Origin of the sequence: Poriferisphaera corsica, from assembly GCF_007747445.1 — a bacterium.
In the GTDB taxonomy this organism is placed as follows: Bacteria; Planctomycetota; Phycisphaerae; order Phycisphaerales; family Phycisphaeraceae; genus Poriferisphaera; species Poriferisphaera corsica.
The window spans coordinates 148342-165866 of record NZ_CP036425.1; the positions used below are offsets into that span (position 1 = coordinate 148342).

Sequence of the window (17525 nt, forward strand, 5' to 3'; positions counted from 1 at the left end):
ACCATCAATTTTCACTTGATATACAACAGAATGTGGCCGTGTTGCCCTAGGTGCATATTAAAACATAATTTTGGCGCCATATTAACGACTCATAGTGATGCCCTTTGTAATCTGAGAATGAGGCTGATAGCGTTCACATATAGCCTCGTAATCATCGATCACTGCACAGAGTTACTACAGAGCATTCCTATTACCTATTATCCCTTGCTTCAAATTTATGAGCCAATCCCCTCTCGATAAGCTCCATGTACTGACCAAACTCAGGATATTGTGCATAGTATCCAGAGACATCGACATGAGAATGTAAAATTTTTGTTTCGGGCGAATTATATGCTGATTGCCGAATACACAAGTCGCCTGACGTTTTATAGATATAAGAACGACCATCCAAGACATTGTCAGTATTTTGTTCATAAGATCGTCGTATAGCCATCCTCATAAAAAGTCGACTTGTGTGTACCTCTTCATAGTGAAATTCTAAATAAATGCGTAACAAATGATCTAAAACACAAACACAAACAAACGTATCTTTTACAATAATTACATACTTAGGAATCTCATCTTTGCTGATAAGAACAGTGTACATTTGCCTTGCATTATGATCATATTGTGCAGTTTTTTGATCTATTATATTTAGTGCTTTTTTCTTAGCGTTAAACCACGATCTACAATAAATATAACTTATCATACTCAGTACACCTTTCCATTCACATCCCTTATTAGTACACCATGCTTATCCGCATAATCTAATACCTTCTGTGGAATTGGCCTATTTTGTACAGGTACTTCAAGTATATATTGTCCCTGCAAATTGAGTCCAACTAATCCATTGCTCGTAGGCACATCCGCTATCTTAGCACCAACTGGATACTTTTTGGTATTTCTCTGATATAAGATTTTGCTGTGTTCAATTTTATTTGATTGGATTGCGTATATTTTCTTGATACTATCTCGCCCAAATCTGGGTTGTATGAATCTAACCTAACATGATTTTTACCAGATCTTTCAATATACACTTCATTATATGGATAAGAAGCACGTCTATCTCGATTAAACTGATTGCCTTCTATGATATTTTGTTTCCATTTCGGCAACTCATCAAATGACGTTATGGTTTTGGGTGATTTAGGTAGCTTCGTAAGCGGTACGAGTACCATAGCAGTATCATAAGCCACACTACCTGCGTATGTTAGATTGCTTTCATGATCAACATCATTATATACAAATTCTCTTACTTGATTTCGCATCCCTAGCGGATTTAAATCTTTACGAACTGGTACCCTTAAGCCTAATTTTTTATACATTGAATCAAGCAATCTCATGACGTAAAATATATAATCATTGAGTACCGCAATTTCTTCAGCAAGCGCTCCAGCAGTCCCTGCCGTATAGTTACCTAAAATATGTGTATTACTCCCACTAGAAATGCGTTCTCCATTAACAAGATGAATCGTAGTGGGTTGTTTCTAACATATGCATAGAGGTTGTAGCCATCGACGTAGCCGGCGGGGTCGCGTTGGAGGAAGCGGCCTAACTCTGGGCTGTAGGCGCGGCGACGGTAGTGATACAGTTTGGATTCTGAATCGTAACGTCGGCCGGTGAAGCCGTATGGGTTGTTATATGCAGATGTAGCGAGGGGGTTGCCGGTGGCGTCGAAGACGGAGGTGCGGCCGAAGGAGGTGTGGGTGTATTGTTCGAGGATTGTTGCGTTGGATGCATCTGCCATGGCGACAACGCTGTAGCGACGATTTTGTATCAGCAAGCGAACATCGGTGAGCGCAGGGTTGGTTTGCGTCATGATGGCTAACGGCTGATCGACGTATGAGCCGTAGAGGTATGACTGCTTGAAGACTGCGTTTGCGATGGTGGTATCGGGGCTGTGGTGCTCTTCGATGACCTGTGAACTGTTGTAGATATAGAGTTGAAAAGTTTCGGCGAGGTTGTTGGCGTAGCGGGTTTTGGTGATGCGGCGATCATTGATTTGCTAGAACGGGCGAAGCGGCGAAGTGAGGGGCATGATGGTTTGGCTGAGTGATTCTTTGAGATGGGGTTGACAGGTGTTTGGGTGCTTATTAGACTTAAAGAAATTGAGATTCAATCTCAATAAAACAAACAGGCTTCGGTATTCCTTCCACTCCCTGATTGCTGATGCCACGGTTGTTGCCATGTGCCATGTTGTAAATGCATGTTTGGCAGTAGCTTGTGATTTCGGTGACAAAGCCGAGCCTGTGGTGCTGGCTGTGTTGGCTGGCAGTATGGTGCGTTAAACGTGTTCGCGTTCGATTGGTGAATTGTTCGCTATGAAGGACGGAACATGAGGCGCAGGTCTGCTGCGAATTGTCTTGTTGTTGAAAGCAACGAGTCGTGAGGCGGGCAGTTTATATGAACCCTCGTTTCTGGAAGGAGAGACGATGAAGAATTCAGGTCATTTAGGAGCGGCATTGGTCGCTGGGATGGTGTTTGTTGGTGTTGTAGGTGGTGTTGCGGAGGCGACGCCTGTGAATTTTGTAGATCCGGGTGAATGGTCGGTGGGATCATCGGGGTCGACGTATCAGGCTTGGGATGTATTTACGGGGACAACGGGGAACGGGCCGGATGTTGGCTATAACCGTGAGGGAGATTTGGTGGCGTCTTCTGGCGTGCAGGTTAGCGGGCCATATGTTGCGAGCTCGGGGAATTTTTATGGGTTGTTTGGTGAGTTTGATGTGACGGCGGATGTTGTGAATGCGTCTGGTGGTAGTGGCACAGGTACGCATGTCGTGGTGCAGATGGCATCGACGTCGAGTGCAGATGAGGTGAAGGTTTTCAATGGAGCTGGTGAGGAGATTGCGGGTGCGGTGCAGTTGCGATCGGATGAACTAGGGAAGGTGTTTTTGTACAACATGACACCTCCGGGTAGTTCTACGCCGGTTCCGATTTACAGCTATGAAGATATTTATGAGTTTTATCTGCCTGACTATGTCGGTGATTACCAGATTGTTGCATCGTATGCGGGGCATTCGAGTTTTGATGGGTTACGGATTGATAGCTATCTGACGGATAGTGCGATGTCGGTGACGGTTGTGCCAGAGCCGGCGGCGGTTGCGCTGCTTGGTTTGGGTGGGTTGATGATACTACAGAGACGTAGGAAAGTTTAAGGGAGTGGAAGGGGCGGCTGCGTTAGTGGCCGCCTCTCCTTTTTCTGTTTTGGTAATCTTCGGGTATTGATCATGATTGGAAAGAAGATGAAGAGGGCATGGCCCGGGTTTACATTAATAGAGTTACTTGTTGTTATAAGCATAATCGCGATGCTTATAGGGATGCTATTGCCAGCGCTTAGCAATGCTCGGGTCGCGGCGATGTCGGTGAGGAATCGGAGTAATTTAAAACAGGTTTTAGTGGCTGGCGAGTTGTATGCAAATGAGTATGACGGGGAGTTGTTGTATGGGTATGCGCCGCCGACGTTAGGGGGTGTGGGTTTTGATGTTGAGGCGAATGGATTGAAGTTGTCATTTCCGGTGACATCGCGGTATGCGTGGCGGTTGTCGCCGTATTTTTCGGGGATATGGGAGGTGATGTATGACCACACGGCGTTGCCAGAGGTTCCGCGGGTGGGCGAGGATGCATCGACGGCTTTTGAAAAAGCGTATGCGATTAGTGTGACGACGGGGTTTGCGCCGAATTCTGTGTTTGTGGGTGGTCATCATTCGGTAGCTTTTTTTAAGGGGTTTAGGCCGGCAGGCTGGTCGTATGAACGGAATGTGGGTGAGCATGTGGTGTTTAAGCGATCGGAGATCCGGAACGCATCGGGGTTGATTTGGTTTACAGAAGTGCAGCAAGTGTTGACTGGTGATCTGGTTGAGGGGAATGGGTTTTACTGGGCTACGCCACCGGTTGCGAATGGGCGGAAGTGGGATGTTGAGGATGGTGAGATGGTTGTATCTAACCAAGGGATAGGGATGGGTTTGCCGAAGGGGCGATATGGGGAGGTGACATCAAGCGGGTTTTTGGATGGGCATGTGGAGGGGCTTCGAGCGGAGGAGCTGTTGGATATGCGGTTGTGGTATCAGGGTGCGAAGTGGGCGGATGATGATTTTGTGGATTAATTGATTATATGTAGGCAGAAATCAAAGGAGATTTTGATATGTCGATAAATGGTATGCGAAAGCAGATGAAGTATATGTTGCCGATGGTTGTGATTGTTGGCGCTTTGGTTATGACTGCGGTTTTGCCGTTGGTTGTGTCGGGGGCTGTGGGTGATAAGCAAGCTGATGTAAAGCAGGTTGTTAAGGATGATGTGGCGGTTGTGTTGGTTGGGCATGGGGTGCCGCCGAGTGATTTCCCGAGGAATGAATTGCGTGCAGCGATCAAGGCGCTGAATGAGATGACGGGTCATGATCATGGTGATGGGGGAGAGGATCATGAGCATGATGCGGAGGGGGAAGTGCTTGCGAAAAAGCTGCTGAATTGGCCGATGACGCGAGAGAACAATGCGTATTATTTTGGTGTGAAGGATATTGCAGATGTTCTGCGATCGAGGTCGGGATTGCCGGTTTTTATAGGTTTTAATGAGTTTTGCGGGCCGACGACGGGCGATGCGATTGATACGGCGGTGAAGCAGGGTTATACGCATGTGATTGTGACGACGGTGATGATGACGCCGGGGGGTGGCCATTCGGAGCGGGATATTTTGAATTCGATGAAACGTGTCGAGGAGAATTATCCGCATGTTAAGTTGACGTATGCGTGGCCGTTTCCGGTTGAGCGTGTGGCGGGGGTGTTGCATGAACAGGTGATGGATTCAATGAATTGAGGATTGTGAGGAGATTGATGCTGAGAGAAAAAGGACAGGCTTTTGGGCCTGTCCTTTTCTAATTGGTGAATCGATTGATGTGTGATTGGGGGGGGAAGTTAAGCTGCTTCACGGATTTTGAATTGGCTGACGAGCTGCTTGAGCTGATCGGCTTTTTCAGAGAGGTGATTGGCGGCTTGGGCGGCTTGGTCGGTGCCTTCGCGTGATTGGGCAGTGACGGCTGAGATGCTTTGGATGTTTGAGGAGATTTCTTCGGCGGCGGCGGATTGTTGTTCGGCTGCTGCTGCGATGGTTTGGATGAGGGATGAGACGTTGTCGGCGCCGTCGATGATTTCGGAGAGTGAGGAGCCGGCGTCGGTTGCGGTTTGTACGCCGCGTTCGACGTTGCCTTTGCTTGCGTCCATTTGTGTGATGGCATCGTTTGTGCCTTGCTGGATGTTGCCGATGAGTTCGGTGATGTCGTCGGTGGCTTTGGTGGTGCGGTCGGCGAGTTTGCGGACTTCGTCGGCGACAACGGCGAAGCCTCGGCCATGCTCACCGGCGCGGGCGGCTTCGATGGCGGCGTTGAGGGCGAGGAGGTTGGTTTGATCGGAGATGTCATTGATGACGACGATGATTTCGCCGATGCGCTGAGCTTGTGAGCCGAGGTTGCCGATGAGTGAGCCGACTTGTGATGCGTCGGAAGCGATCTGCTCGATGCCTTGAATAGTTTGAGAGACGATGTCGGAGCCTGTAACGGCGGTGGATTTTGCTTTGTTTGAGTTTTCGTGGGCATCGTTACTGCGGGTGGCGACTTCGGTGATTGAGGCGGACATTTCTTCGATTGCGGAGGAGACTTCGGTGACCTGAGCGGATTGCTCGGACATGCCTTGGGCGATTTCTTCGCTTGAGGATGCGATTTGGGTTGCTGCGGAGGCGACTTGCTGAGTTGTTTCGGTGACTTGAGCGATGATATCGTGGACTTTTTCGGCGAATGTGTTGAAAGCGTCTGCGAGGTCGCCGACTTCGTCGTCGGTTTGTCGGGCGAGACGTTTGGTGAGGTCGCCGTCACCTTGGGAGATGTCGTTCATGCCATCAACGACTTGTTTGATTGGGTTGGCGATTTTGCCGCCGAGGTAGTAGAGGAGGAATGAGGCGGCGATGAGGCAGAGGAGGCCGAGGCCGATCATTTTGAGGAGTGCGGCTTTGGCGGGTGCGAGAATGACGGATTCGGGTACGGCGATGATGGTGGTTGAGAATTGGCCGCCACGTCCGAAGGATGTGGGTGCGTAGACTTGGAGTAGGCCTTTGGCTTGCCAGTTCATGGATTCGCCTGCGAGGATGCGGTCTTTATTGAGCTTGAATTCTTCGTTGATATCGGCGGCGTTGGTGTTGAGCAGGTCGGGCTGATCTTTGTAGCCAACGATGTGACCACCGGGGCTGAGGATGACCATTTTGGCTGAGCCGTCGAAGGCGTCACAGGCGCTTGCGAGCTGTTGTAGATTATCGAGTGGGATGTCGATGCCGATGACGCCGACGGTTTTGTTGTTTTTGATGATGGGAGTGGCGAATGAGGCCATGAGGACGGTTTTGCCGCCGACTTCGTATTCGTAGGGTTCGGTGGCTGCGTCTTTGCCGGCTTTATAGGGTTGTTGGTAGTAATCGGCTGTTGCGGGTTCATTGGTTGCGATGTCGGTGTAGATGAGTTTGCCGGTGTCGTCGCGCGACCAGTAGAAGTTTGCGTAGGTGTCGGGCGCTTTTTCGGTTTGGTTGGTGGGTAAGAAGTTGGGTTCGTAGTTGAGCCAGACGCCGACGTAGCCGGGGTTGGTTTCGAGTGTTGATTTGAGGGTTTGTTTGATGAGTTCGGGGCTATCAATGCGATTGGTTTGTGTGTTGACGGCGCTGGCTGCGAAATCTGCAAGTGTGCGGACGGTGCCCATGTCGTTATCGAGTGCGCCTTTGATGGTGTTTGAGGTGGTGAGGGCGATTTTGATGGCTTTTTCAGTGGCAGAGGATTGTGCATCACTCCATGCTTTCCAGCCTGCGAAGGTGGTGGCGACGGTGAGTGAGGCAACGAGCGCGAGGCTGGACCAGGCGACGAATTTGGTTCGGACAGATTTGAACTTCATTGGTTGGCTCTTTCTATATAGATAGAGAACTGGTGGAGAACAGTTGTGCGCGCAGCGATCGCGCATTTTGTTGTTGGGATAGATGAATAAGGTTTTATGTGGCCGGCGTATTGAGACCGGGTGAGCGTTAAGGGGGTTTTGTGTTGTTATTTGCTCATTGAGCAGCGTGTCGTTTTGTGAGAGTGGCTTACAGCATTGATTTGCTGAGGCCGCACATCTGGAATACTGGGTGGTTCATAATGCGAACGATTCTTGGCTTCTAAACAATGAATTCAGTAATCCTGTTTCTGTTATCGTTGTTTAAGCTACCCTTGTTTAGTATTAATATTTAGTAATCGTTATTACTTTTAGGGGTATTGCCTTGGTGCTATATTTGAAATGACGTTAAATAGTCATGAATGAGGGGTTGTCGGCAGGTAATAGATGATTTGTGTAAGAGTAGAAGTCTGTAAGATAAAAATTCTGTAAAACACTGTTAAATCTTGTATAATGGCCGCATCTCTGAAGTCCACGATTCAGTGGCGAGCGTGATTAAAAAGGTATCGGAATTGTCTGATAAAAAGGCGATTTTGAGTCAATAGAGCAGCTTTTGGGCGAGGGATTTGGCTGCGAGCGAAACAAGTGGGTCTTGTTACGCGAATGAAAGTTTGTGGCGGCTATATGGAGGAGAGAGATAGCTGCGACGGGCTTTGAAGGTCTTCGGTTGAAAGCGTGGCGGCGATGAGCTGCGGCGAGCAAGACTGAGAAAGAGATGACACGGTGTGCGGGCGCGCGATTGGCGTGAGCGTTTGCTGTGGATATTGAGAATGTGGCTGCACTGCAGATGAGTATGTCGTGCGGTTGAGAGAAAATGAGACCCCGAATCCTGTAACTTCCGGACATTGAGGCTGAGGAATGAAGCCGAGGTGAGGTTAGTGAAGCGTCGCGAAGGTGTAGCCAGAGTGGTTATGCCGGGTGTAGGTGAGCGATGCTGAGTACAAGGGTTCATAACGAAATCAGGTGATTGCCCGTGAATATGCATGCATTGGACTGGACGCTGGTCGGAATCCTGTTGGTCGGGATTATTGGTTTGGCGTACTACACGAAGCGGTACACGCAGAGTGTGGCGGACTTTTTGGCGGCGAACCGTTGTGCGGGTCGTTATCTGCTGGCGATCTCGGAAGGGATGGCGGGGCTGGGTGCGATCTCGGTGGTGGCCCAATTCCAGATGTTTTACAACGCTGGTTTTACGGCGACGTATTGGTCGCTGGCTTCGCAGCCGATGCTGATTTTGATTACGTTGTCGGGATATGTGATATACCGATACCGTGAGACGCGTGCGATGACGTTGGCGCAGTATTTTGAGATGCGGTACAGCAAGGGCGTGCGTATCTATGCGGGGATACTGGGTTGGATCTCGGGGATTGTGAACTTTGGTATTTTCCCATCGGTGGGTGCACGATTCTTCATGTACTTCTGCGGGATTCCAAGATATATCCTGGGGAGTGTTGAGTCGGGCGGTGGTCACATTGTTGCAACGAGCAGTAAGGTGACGCATTACCTGGCGAATGGTGAGACGAATGTTTATGCGGGTGATGCGTTATCGAAGCTGGATTTGTCGAGCTTGACGTACACGTTTTGCTGGGCACAGATTGACTTGACGTATATTGCGCTCATGTTGGGTTTGCTGGCGGTGTCGCTGTTCTTCGTGTTTATGGGTGGCCAGATTGCGGTGATGGTGACGGACTTTGTTCAGGGTATTTTCACGTTTATCGTGATGCTTGTGATTGTTGCGTTCATTTTCTGGAAGCTTGACTGGGTGGATATTTCGACGACGCTGGCGAGCAAAACGGGTGAGGGGAAGAGTATGCTGAACCCGTTTGATACGGGGAATATTGACGGGTTTAATCCGTGGTTCTTCTTTATCAGTATTTTTGGGATGTTCATTACGTATATGGCGTGGCAGGGTGCTTCGGCGTACAACTCGAGTGCGAAGAATGCACACGAGGCGAGGATGTCGAAGATTTTGGGGTCATGGCGTGGGATGGTGTTTATCATGGCAACGATGTTGCTTCCGATTGGCGCATGGGTGCTGATGAATCAGGGCGGTGATGGTGCTGAATCGGCGGCTGCATTGACGGGTCAGGTTGATGGGGCGCTTGCGATGATTGGTAATGAGAGTGTTCAGAATCAGATGCGTGTGCCGATTGCGCTGACGAAGATGTTGCCGGTGGGGATTACGGGCGCGTTCTGTGCGGTGATGTTGTTTGCGTTTATCTCGACGCACGATACGTATTTGCACAGTTGGGGTAGTATTTTTGTGCAGGATGTGATTTTGCCGTTCAAGAAGAAGCCGTTTACGCCGAAGCAGCATATTTGGATGTTGCGATTCTCGATTATGTTCGTGGCGTTGTTCATCTTTATGTTCAGTTTGTTCTTCCAACAGAGTCAGTACATCTTGATGTTCTTTGCGATTACGGGTGCGATTTATGCGGGCGGGGCAGGGCCGGTGATTGTGTTTGGTTTGTACTGGAAACGCGGTACGACGAAGGCTGCGTTGACGTCGTTGACGCTGGGTTGGGCGGTCGCGCTGTCGGGCATGGTGTTGCAGAATGGTTGGAAGAGTGTGTGGTATCCGAAGATGGAGGCGTATGCACCGTGGATGCTGGATGTTTGGGCTGGTTTATTTGAGATGTGCCGTCAGTTGCCGGGGATCAACTGGGCGCTGGATCCTGAAAAGTTTCCGATTGACGGGCAGTGGTTCTTCTTCTTTGCGATCGTGCTTTCGCTGACGGCTTATATTACGATTTCATTGATAGAGTCATATGTGCTTGGCAAGCCTACCCATAATATGGATCAGCTGTTGCATCGTGGTGATTATCGAATCAATGATGACCATGCGGAAGCAGAGAAGCCGCCGGTTGGCATTAAGGCGATCTTGCCTAGCTCTGAGTTTACGTTCAGAGACAAGCTGGTTTACTGGGGTAACTTTGCGTGGGTTGCGGTCTGGTTTGTGGTGTTTGTGGTGGCAACGACGATGAACTGGTTGTTGCCAAGCATGGGGTATGACACGTCATTTGGTAATGATGGCTGGGCGAAATTCTGGCAGGTTCAGGTGTTTGCATCGATCGTGTTGTGTATATTTACGGTGATTTGGTTTATTGTGGGTGGTTTGGGTGATATGAAATCTATGTTCAGGACGCTATCGACTGCGAAGCGCGATGTGCGAGATAATGGTATGGTTCATGATGGACATAGCATTGTGGATGATGAACTGGTTGAGGATGCAGAAGAGAAAGAAGCTGAAACAGAGACTGTTGAGGCTTGATAATTAGAGGCAAATCGCTTGCTGGCAGTTAACGCTGCTGGCAAGTATTTTAGGGTGGGATTACAGTGTGGGCGGATGAATGGGGGGAGGGAAAGGGATTGAGGCTAACTGACGATTAGGAGTCATAAGATGAAATTGATGAATATGATGAGCGTGGGGCTGGTCGCTGGTGGTGTGATGATGGGTGTTGGTTGTGCTGGTCAGGAGTTGGTGAAGGAAGGGGGGCCGATTGCTGGGGTATCGGGTCGGGATGTGTTGGTGGATGGTTTTTACGCGTTCTATACAAGTGAAGAAATGACGATGGATGGGGTGTTGGATGAAGAAGTGTGGGCGAATGCGGACGAGGTGCCAATCAAGTATGTGTTTGCTCCAGAAGGTTTTGAGGGTGAGGTGAGTCAGACGACCGCGAAGCTGATTTGGAATGATGAGTATTTGATTGTGGGGATAGAGTGTGCAGATAAGGATGTGAGGTCACATAGCGAGAAGCATGATGACACGTTGTGGGATGGTGATGTGGCGGAATTTTTTGTGAAGCCAAGTGAGGATGGGCCGCGATATACGGAGATCGTGATAGCGCCGAACGGTGCGTATTATGATGGTGCCTATAACAAGCGTTGGAAAGATAATGGGGCAGGTGGGCCGGGCTGGGAGAGTGAAGCAGAGATCGGTACGGTTGTGAAGGGGACGGATGGGGATGCGAGTGATGATGATGAGGGGTATGTGGTTGAGTTTAAGGTGAAGCTATCGAAGTTCACGGATGGTGAGCCAGCGAAGGCTGGTGATGTGTGGCGGTTTGGTGCGTTTCGATATGATTTTGCGAAGCAGTGGGAGAAACCGTTATTGCTGATGAACTTTGAGAAATCGGAGAAGGGGTTCCATTATTACGAGGGATACTTGCCGATCCGGTTTGTGAAATAAGTATAGAGTGATGAATGAGCAACATGACAACGCTTGCGGCTAAGGCTGTGAGCGTTTTTTTATATGGCTTCGGGTTTGTGCATGAGCCGGGGATAAGCAGAGTGCGGATAGGATTTTAGAAAAGAGACAAAAAAGATTTTTATTAGTTACTGAGATGAACGTCTGGTCATTAATAAAGACTTGAAAATCTTATGATCATGATTTTATGAAAATGAATTGATATGAGTGGGAAGTAGGCGTTGCGGGCGTTGTTAAATGGTACTGAATGGATGCGAATAAACACGTAACAGGATTCATGTAAACCCTAGAAAGCGGCGTGTGATTGTAGTATCTTGGGGCAGGGTGAGGCTTGTTTTATGGTTGAATGGAAGCCATAAGACATTATCATCTTGAGATTAACGGATCTGGTGACTGAATTTTGTATTGAGCATCAGATTTGTAAGGTGTTGTCGAACATGTAGGCTGAGAGATCAGCTGGGCCTTGTTGATGTGTTGAGCGTGTAGCAAAGAGGAGTATTGCTGCGAGACATGTGAACGAGAATGAGAAACGCTGCTTGTGTTGGCAATTTCATGTTTAGGATTCAGCTTCGAAATGATTGATGAGAATACGTATGCCGCTGCAGAGAGGTAGTCGGTGAGTGATCTGCTGCTGAGTGTAGTGGATGGATGTGATTGAGCGTTAATGAAGCGAATCTAATTAGTTTGAGCAGTCTGCCCGTAAGCATGTTTGTGATGTAAAAGAAGAAGCGTTGTGTGCTGATGTTTTATGGAATGTTAGTACGCATGAAATTCGAGTGAAGTGTGGCGAGCTGATATCGGGAGATATGGGTGTCGTTGGATTTCCTTTAAGTGAATGAGCAGGGACTGTTGTTATGGCGAATGACTCGGCAGTGACAAAAAAAGCATCGATAGCGGTAAGCGGGGAGAGCTTGGAAGAGTTCAGTTACGATGACGCGATTGTGCGTAAGTTTCTGACGGCGATGCTGATTTGGGGGATCGTAGCATTTTTGGTGGGTTTGATCATTGCGATTGAGCTGTTTTTGCCAAGCTTGAAAGAATCACTTCTCAATGGTGTGTTGGCGAGTCTATTGCCGGCGGCGATCGCAGAGCTTTGTGTGAACGCGATTGATTCGTTTTTTGGTATTCAGTATTTGACGTTTGCGAGGCTGCGGCCGTTGCATACGAATGCGGCGATCTTTGCGTTTGCGGGGAATGCGATATTTGCGGCGGTGTATTATTCGACGCAGCGTTTATGTAAAGCGCGGATGTGGTCGGATAAATTAAGCATCGCACACTTCTGGGGTTGGCAATTGATTATTGTGAGTGCGGCGTTGACGCTGCCTTTGGGGATTACGCAGGGTAAAGAATATGCGGAGTTGGAGTGGCCGATTGACATTGCGATTGCAGTAGTTTGGCTAGTGATTTTTGGTGGTAACTTCCTGATGACGGTTTTGAAGCGTCGGGAAAGGCATATGTATGTGTCGTTGTGGTTTTATATTGCGACGATTGTGACGGTGGCGTTGCTGCATGTGTTTAACAACTTGGTTGTGCCGAGCGGGCTTTTTAAGAGTTACTCGATGTATGCGGGTGTGCAGGATGCGTTCATGCAGTGGTGGTATGGGCATAATGCTGTTGCATTCTTTTTGACGACGCCGTTCTTGGGGTTGATGTATTACTTTTTGCCGAAGGCTGCGGATCGTCCGGTGTTCAGTTACCGATTGTCGATCATTCACTTTTGGAGCTTGGTGTTTATTTACATTTGGGCGGGGCCGCACCATTTGCATTACACGGCGCTGCCTGACTGGGCGAGTAGCTTGGGGATGTTGTTTAGCTTGATGTTGTGGATGCCGTCATGGGGTGGCATGATTAATGGTTTGTTGACGCTGCGTGGTGCTTGGCACAAGGTACTGACTGATCCGGTTTTGAAGTTCTTTGTGGTGGCGATCACGTTCTATGGGATGTCAACGTTTGAAGGTCCGTTGTTGTCGATCAAAGCAGTGAATGCGTTGTCGCATTACACGGACTGGACGATTGCACATGTGCATGCGGGTGCGCTGGGTTGGAATGGCTTTATGGCGTTTGGCATGTTGTACTGGTTGGCGCCACGTATTTTCCAGACAAAGTTGTGGAGCCAAAAGATGGCGAACGCACACTTCTGGATGGGTACGATTGGTATTTTGCTGTATATCCTGGCGATTTATGTCGCTGGTTTGGCGCAGGGTTTGATGTGGCGTGCGATTGATGACAATGGTCAGCTTCAGTTTGCGGATTTCATCGTGACGATCGATTCGATTATTCCGATGTACTATGTGCGTGCTGTGGGTGGAGCGTTGTTCTTGTTTGGTGGTTTGATGTGTGCGGTGAACTATTTTATGACTTGGAGGAGTCGCCCATCGACCTATGAAGAGCCAGTCTATGCAGCGGCGCCGCTGAAGAAGGTTTACGAAGGATCGGAATCTAAGGCTGAGGCACGCATTGATGGTGTGCTTGATTCGGCGAAGGCGATTGATCGGTTTAATCAGTTTAAGTGGCATAGACGTTGGGAGCGTTTGCCGGTTCGATTTACTGTCTTTGTTGTGGTGAGTGTGACGGTTGCGAGTTTGTTTGAAATTATTCCGACCTTCTTAATTCGTTCGAATGTACCGACGATTGCAAGTGTGAAGCCGTATACGCCGTTGGAGTTGGCGGGCCGTGATGTTTATATCGCGGAGGGTTGCTACAACTGTCACTCGCAGATGATTCGTCCAATTTTTGCGGAAGAGTTGCGATACGGTGAGTACAGTAAGCCGGGCGAGTTTGTTTATGACCATCCGTTCCAGTGGGGATCTAGACGAATCGGGCCAGACCTGGCTCGTGAGGGTGTGACACGTCCACAGGCGCTGTGGCATTATCGTCACTTCCTGAATCCGCCAGATACTTCGCCTCGCTCGTTGATGCCTCCATATCCGTGGTTATTTGAGCAGGATTTGGACTGGAGTTCGATCAAAACGCGCGTATGGGCGATGCGTGCATTAGGTGTTCCGTATAGCGATGAAGAGTATGCGAATGCTCGTGAGTTGGCTGAGAAGCAGGCACAGGAAGTTGTTGCGAAGTTGATCGAAGATGCGCCGTCACTTAAATCAAAGGCGGCATCGCTTGAGAAGAGTGAGGGGATTGCATTGATCGCGTATTTGCAGCGAATGGGTACGGACATCACGAAGGAAGCTGAGCCTGAGGCAGATGCGAAGTGATTCGGACTTTTGTTGCGTGCTGATTGATTGTGGACAATGAAGAAGGAATGAATGATGTTTAAAGATGTGCTGAACAGTTTTGGGAACTACACGTTCTACGCTGAGATAGCGCTGATTATTTTTTTCGTGGTGTTTGTTGCGGTCGGCATTCGTGTGATGATGAAGCCGAAGGGGGAGATGGATCATATGGCTGACTTGCCGAATGAAAAGGATGATGGGCCGGTTGGGGAGGAGATGCGAGAAGAAGAAGAGGATGAGGGTACGGATAAGTAATTAGTCGAAAAGACTATCTGCTGATTAGGAGCAGTTTGCGATGGCTGAAGATAAGAAGAAAGAAATCGATAACCTGACGGATCATAATTACGATGGGATTATGGAATATGATAATCCTTTGCCGGGATGGTGGGTATGGCTGTTTTGGGGGACGATTGTGTTTTCGATTATCTATTTCTTTATTGTGACGATGGCGCAAGGGGAGCTGAGCCCATTGGGTGAATTGCGTCGTGAGAAGGCGATGTGGCAAGAGAGAAAGTTGGCGGTGTTGGGTGAGATGGCGCCAAGTGAGGAGACGATGTTGCGGTTGATGAGTGAGCCGGCGATGTTGGAGCAGGGGCGGAGTTTGTATGTGGGCAAGTGTGCGGTGTGTCATGGTCAGAATGGCGAGGGGATTGTTGGGCCAAATCTGACGGATGACCGGTATCGTAATGTGAAGACATTAATGGATGTGTTTAAGGTTGTGAAGGATGGTGCGGGCGGTGGATCAATGCCAGCTTGGAAGACGCAGATGATGGAGAGTGATATGCTGCTGGTTTCGGCTTATACAGCTTCGTTACGTGGGGAAGATTTACCGGGTAAGACACCGGAGGCGGCGGATGTTGAGATTGCGCCGTGGCCGAAAGCAGAAGAGAAATAAAAATGGTTTTGGCGAGGTTGGTTGAGTGGGGGATGTGTCGCTTGTGTTGTGATGGGCAGGCGCATGATGGGGGAACAGGAAGGATCATGGGTCTTGGGAGCTAGAATGAGTATTGTTTGTCCGAATTGTATTGACGGATAAGCAAGAAGCGTGGACGACTGAGGGAAGGGAATGAATGGCTTGGTTGCCACGCGGCTTGTTCGGTAGAGATGCGTGCGAGAGACATGAGACTAACTGTAGAATAGAGGAAGAAAAACATATGTCTGAGGCAGAGCGGAATGATGGGCCTATGCCCATGGAATCGCCTGAGCAGGTATTGACGACGCTGACAAAGGAGGGGAAGCGTGCGTGGATGTATCCGCGGTTGTCAAAGGGGAAGTATCTGTCGATGCGTCGGTGGGTTGCTTATTTATTGATTGGTGTGTTCACGCTGTTGCCGTACATTAAGCTGAATGGCAAGCCGTTTGTTTTATTGGATATTGTACACCGTAAGTTTACGATTTTTTTCTACACGTTTTTGCCTACAGATAGTATTTTATTAGCGATGTTGGCGGTAAGTTTCTTTGTGGGGATTTTTTTGGTGACGGCGGTTTTTGGTCGGGTGTGGTGTGGGTGGGCTTGTCCGCAAACGGTGTATATGGAGTTTTTGTATAGGCCGATTGAAAGATTGGTGATGGGGACAGGTGGGAAAGGTGGGAAGCCGAGAGATGTTGGTGGGGGAAGATATGTTTTGTTATACATGATGTATTTTCTTGCATCATGCTTTTTGGCGCATACATTTCTTGCATACTTTGTTGGAGTGGATGCGTTGTGGATGTGGATATGGGGTTCGCCGTTTAATCACCCGATGGCGTTTTTGGTGATGGCGGCGGTGACGGGTTTGATGATGTTTGATTTCGCGTTCTTTCGGGAGCAGCTTTGTATTATTGCTTGTCCTTACGGGCGTTTTCAATCTGTATTGCTTGATAAGAACAGTTTGATTGTGAGTTATGATCCTAATCGTGGGGAGCCTCGAGGCAAAAAGAAACGGGCTAAGAAGGGTGAGGATGTGTCACTAAAGGTGGTGGATGAGCAAGGGGATTGTATTGATTGCAAAATGTGTGTGACGACGTGTCCGACTGGGATAGATATTCGTGATGGCTTACAGTTAGAGTGTATTTCGTGTACGCAGTGTATTGATGCGTGTAATACAGTGATGGATAAGATTGGTAAGCCACATGGATTGATACGCTATAGTTCTCGTGCAAGAATCGATGGAGAATCTACACGGTTTTTACGGCCGCGTGTGATTATTTATCCACTAATCATTTGTTTACTATTAAGTATATTTGTTTTGTTCTTTATTAGTAAGCAGCATGCGTATGTGAAGGAATTACGACAGATCGGTAGCCCGTTTACATTGGTAGAAGGCGGGAATGTTGTGAATATCAAGCGATTTAAGTTGATTAACCGTGATGATGTTGAGCACGTGTATTCGTTTATGGTCGTGGATGATGATCGTGTTGAGTTAATGATGGGAGATGAGATGATTCGCTTGGGGCCGGGAGAGGCGACGGAGGTGAGTTTGAGAATGATCGTGCCACGAGATATGTTTGAGAATGGGCATCATCGTTGCAAGATCAGGATTTCTGATGATGGTTCGTTCAGCAAGATATATACATCGAGGTTGTTAGGCCCGCTGTGATTCGACTGTGTTTTAGTTTATAGGGGCTGCGGAAGCAGCTTGGGAGATACGTGATGAGTGATTTTACGAAAGAACGCAAAGCAAAGTGGTTGTGGGGTGGAATTATTGTGCTGTTGTTGGGTGGTCATGCAACGATCATGATTGGAGCCGCCTATTTAGCGCTTAGTGATCGATCTCATGCGGTTACACCGAATTATTATGAGAGGGCGGTTAAATGGGACGAGACACGTGCCGAACAAGTGAAGAGTGATGCTTTGGGTTGGGACATTGAGTACGCGTTTGGTGAGCCGGACCTAACAGGTGAGCGGGAGCTTGTTGTGCGCGTAAAGGATGCGGCTGGGCAGTTGTCAGATGGGATGAGTGGATGGGTCGAAATGTTTAGTCATAAGGTGGCAGGGAAGGTGATTGGGATGGAAGTAAGTGTTGGCGAAACGGTTAAGGTTAAAATGCGTGAGAGCGGAATATGGACGATTCGTTTTCGAGGTATTGGAAAGTCAGCGGATGATCTGTGTTTAGATGAAAGGCAGGTTGTGTTGGAGGATTGGCGGGCGGGGAAAGTGAAGCCATTCTAAT

Annotated in this window: 14 protein-coding genes; 10 read left to right on the forward strand and 4 right to left on the reverse strand. The window is 48.6% G+C overall.

Going from position 1 to position 17525, the window contains the following annotated elements; all coding sequences use genetic code 11:
• Positions 1-190: 190 nt before the first annotated feature.
• The 3 genes from KS4_RS00570 to KS4_RS00580 all read right to left on the reverse strand — a co-directional run bounded on the left by KS4_RS00570 (position 191) and on the right by KS4_RS00580 (position 1798).
• On the reverse strand, positions 191-688 hold the full coding sequence (locus KS4_RS00570) for a hypothetical protein (RefSeq protein WP_145073085.1): 498 nt from the start codon (positions 686-688) through the stop codon (positions 191-193).
• Positions 689-848: 160 nt separating this feature from the next.
• Entirely contained in the window at positions 849-1304 is a 456-nt protein-coding gene (locus KS4_RS17405; protein WP_200761425.1) for a hypothetical protein, read from the reverse strand.
• A gap of 92 nt (positions 1305-1396) precedes the next feature.
• Positions 1397-1798 carry an RHS repeat-associated core domain-containing protein gene (locus tag KS4_RS00580; RefSeq protein ID WP_145073088.1) on the reverse strand — a complete coding sequence of 134 codons (402 nt, stop codon included), beginning with the start codon at positions 1796-1798 and terminating at the stop codon, positions 1397-1399.
• Positions 1799-2411: 613 nt separating this feature from the next.
• Here KS4_RS00580 and KS4_RS00585 point away from each other — a divergent pair.
• The 3 genes from KS4_RS00585 to KS4_RS00595 all read left to right on the forward strand — a co-directional run bounded on the left by KS4_RS00585 (position 2412) and on the right by KS4_RS00595 (position 4792).
• Entirely contained in the window at positions 2412-3137 is a 726-nt protein-coding gene (locus tag KS4_RS00585; protein ID WP_145073091.1) for a PEP-CTERM sorting domain-containing protein, read from the forward strand.
• 87 nt (positions 3138-3224) lie between these two features.
• Positions 3225-4085 carry a type II secretion system protein gene (locus tag KS4_RS00590; RefSeq protein WP_234698895.1) on the forward strand — a complete coding sequence of 287 codons (861 nt, stop codon included), beginning with the start codon at positions 3225-3227 and terminating at the stop codon, positions 4083-4085.
• Between the two features lie 38 nt (positions 4086-4123).
• Complete coding sequence (locus KS4_RS00595; RefSeq protein ID WP_145073098.1) at positions 4124-4792, forward strand: sirohydrochlorin chelatase; 669 nt, start codon at positions 4124-4126, stop codon at positions 4790-4792.
• Positions 4793-4890: 98 nt separating this feature from the next.
• Here KS4_RS00595 and KS4_RS00600 read toward each other — a convergent pair whose 3' ends face one another.
• Complete coding sequence (locus KS4_RS00600) at positions 4891-6900, reverse strand: methyl-accepting chemotaxis protein (RefSeq protein ID WP_200761426.1); 2010 nt, start codon at positions 6898-6900, stop codon at positions 4891-4893.
• A gap of 1015 nt (positions 6901-7915) precedes the next feature.
• Between KS4_RS00600 and KS4_RS00605 the strand changes: the two genes are divergently transcribed.
• The 7 genes from KS4_RS00605 to KS4_RS00635 all read left to right on the forward strand — a co-directional run bounded on the left by KS4_RS00605 (position 7916) and on the right by KS4_RS00635 (position 17524).
• Positions 7916-10207, forward strand: coding sequence for a sodium:solute symporter family protein (locus KS4_RS00605; RefSeq protein WP_234698896.1), 2292 nt, complete (start codon positions 7916-7918; stop codon positions 10205-10207).
• 129 nt (positions 10208-10336) lie between these two features.
• Complete coding sequence (locus tag KS4_RS00610) at positions 10337-11125, forward strand: carbohydrate-binding family 9-like protein (protein WP_145073105.1); 789 nt, start codon at positions 10337-10339, stop codon at positions 11123-11125.
• An 872-nt stretch (positions 11126-11997) separates the two neighbouring features.
• The gene (ccoN, locus tag KS4_RS00615) at positions 11998-14355 is read left to right on the forward strand and encodes a cytochrome-c oxidase, cbb3-type subunit I (RefSeq protein ID WP_145073108.1); all 2358 of its coding nucleotides are present in this window, start codon (positions 11998-12000) and stop codon (positions 14353-14355) included.
• A gap of 51 nt (positions 14356-14406) precedes the next feature.
• The gene (locus tag KS4_RS00620; RefSeq protein ID WP_145073111.1) at positions 14407-14628 is read left to right on the forward strand and encodes a hypothetical protein; all 222 of its coding nucleotides are present in this window, start codon (positions 14407-14409) and stop codon (positions 14626-14628) included.
• 40 nt (positions 14629-14668) lie between these two features.
• On the forward strand, positions 14669-15268 hold the full coding sequence (locus tag KS4_RS00625; protein ID WP_145073114.1) for a cbb3-type cytochrome c oxidase N-terminal domain-containing protein: 600 nt from the start codon (positions 14669-14671) through the stop codon (positions 15266-15268).
• A 259-nt stretch (positions 15269-15527) separates the two neighbouring features.
• On the forward strand, positions 15528-16952 hold the full coding sequence (ccoG, locus tag KS4_RS00630) for a cytochrome c oxidase accessory protein CcoG (protein ID WP_200761427.1): 1425 nt from the start codon (positions 15528-15530) through the stop codon (positions 16950-16952).
• Positions 16953-17005: 53 nt separating this feature from the next.
• Complete coding sequence (locus KS4_RS00635) at positions 17006-17524, forward strand: FixH family protein (RefSeq protein ID WP_145073120.1); 519 nt, start codon at positions 17006-17008, stop codon at positions 17522-17524.
• Position 17525 lies beyond the last annotated feature (1 nt).

Excerpts from the sequence above, each read along its gene's own strand:
- KS4_RS00570 (WP_145073085.1), bottom strand. The coding sequence starts at position 688 with ATGATAAGTTATATTTATTGTAGATCGTGGTTTAACGCTAAGAAAAAA.
- KS4_RS00590 (WP_234698895.1), top strand. The coding sequence starts at position 3,225 with ATGAAGAGGGCATGGCCCGGGTTTACATTAATAGAGTTACTTGTTGTT.
- KS4_RS00610 (WP_145073105.1), top strand. The coding sequence starts at position 10,337 with ATGAAATTGATGAATATGATGAGCGTGGGGCTGGTCGCTGGTGGTGTG.
- KS4_RS00620 (WP_145073111.1), top strand. The coding sequence starts at position 14,407 with ATGATGTTTAAAGATGTGCTGAACAGTTTTGGGAACTACACGTTCTAC.
- ccoN (WP_145073108.1), top strand. The coding sequence starts at position 11,998 with ATGGCGAATGACTCGGCAGTGACAAAAAAAGCATCGATAGCGGTAAGC.
- KS4_RS00580 (WP_145073088.1), bottom strand. The coding sequence starts at position 1,798 with ATGACGCAAACCAACCCTGCGCTCACCGATGTTCGCTTGCTGATACAA.
- ccoG (WP_200761427.1), top strand. The coding sequence starts at position 15,528 with ATGTCTGAGGCAGAGCGGAATGATGGGCCTATGCCCATGGAATCGCCT.
- KS4_RS00635 (WP_145073120.1), top strand. The coding sequence starts at position 17,006 with ATGAGTGATTTTACGAAAGAACGCAAAGCAAAGTGGTTGTGGGGTGGA.
- KS4_RS17405 (WP_200761425.1), bottom strand. The coding sequence starts at position 1,304 with ATGTATAAAAAATTAGGCTTAAGGGTACCAGTTCGTAAAGATTTAAAT.
- KS4_RS00595 (WP_145073098.1), top strand. The coding sequence starts at position 4,124 with ATGTCGATAAATGGTATGCGAAAGCAGATGAAGTATATGTTGCCGATG.
- KS4_RS00600 (WP_200761426.1), bottom strand. The coding sequence starts at position 6,900 with ATGAAGTTCAAATCTGTCCGAACCAAATTCGTCGCCTGGTCCAGCCTC.
- KS4_RS00585 (WP_145073091.1), top strand. The coding sequence starts at position 2,412 with ATGAAGAATTCAGGTCATTTAGGAGCGGCATTGGTCGCTGGGATGGTG.
- KS4_RS00625 (WP_145073114.1), top strand. The coding sequence starts at position 14,669 with ATGGCTGAAGATAAGAAGAAAGAAATCGATAACCTGACGGATCATAAT.
- KS4_RS00605 (WP_234698896.1), top strand. The coding sequence starts at position 7,916 with ATGCATGCATTGGACTGGACGCTGGTCGGAATCCTGTTGGTCGGGATT.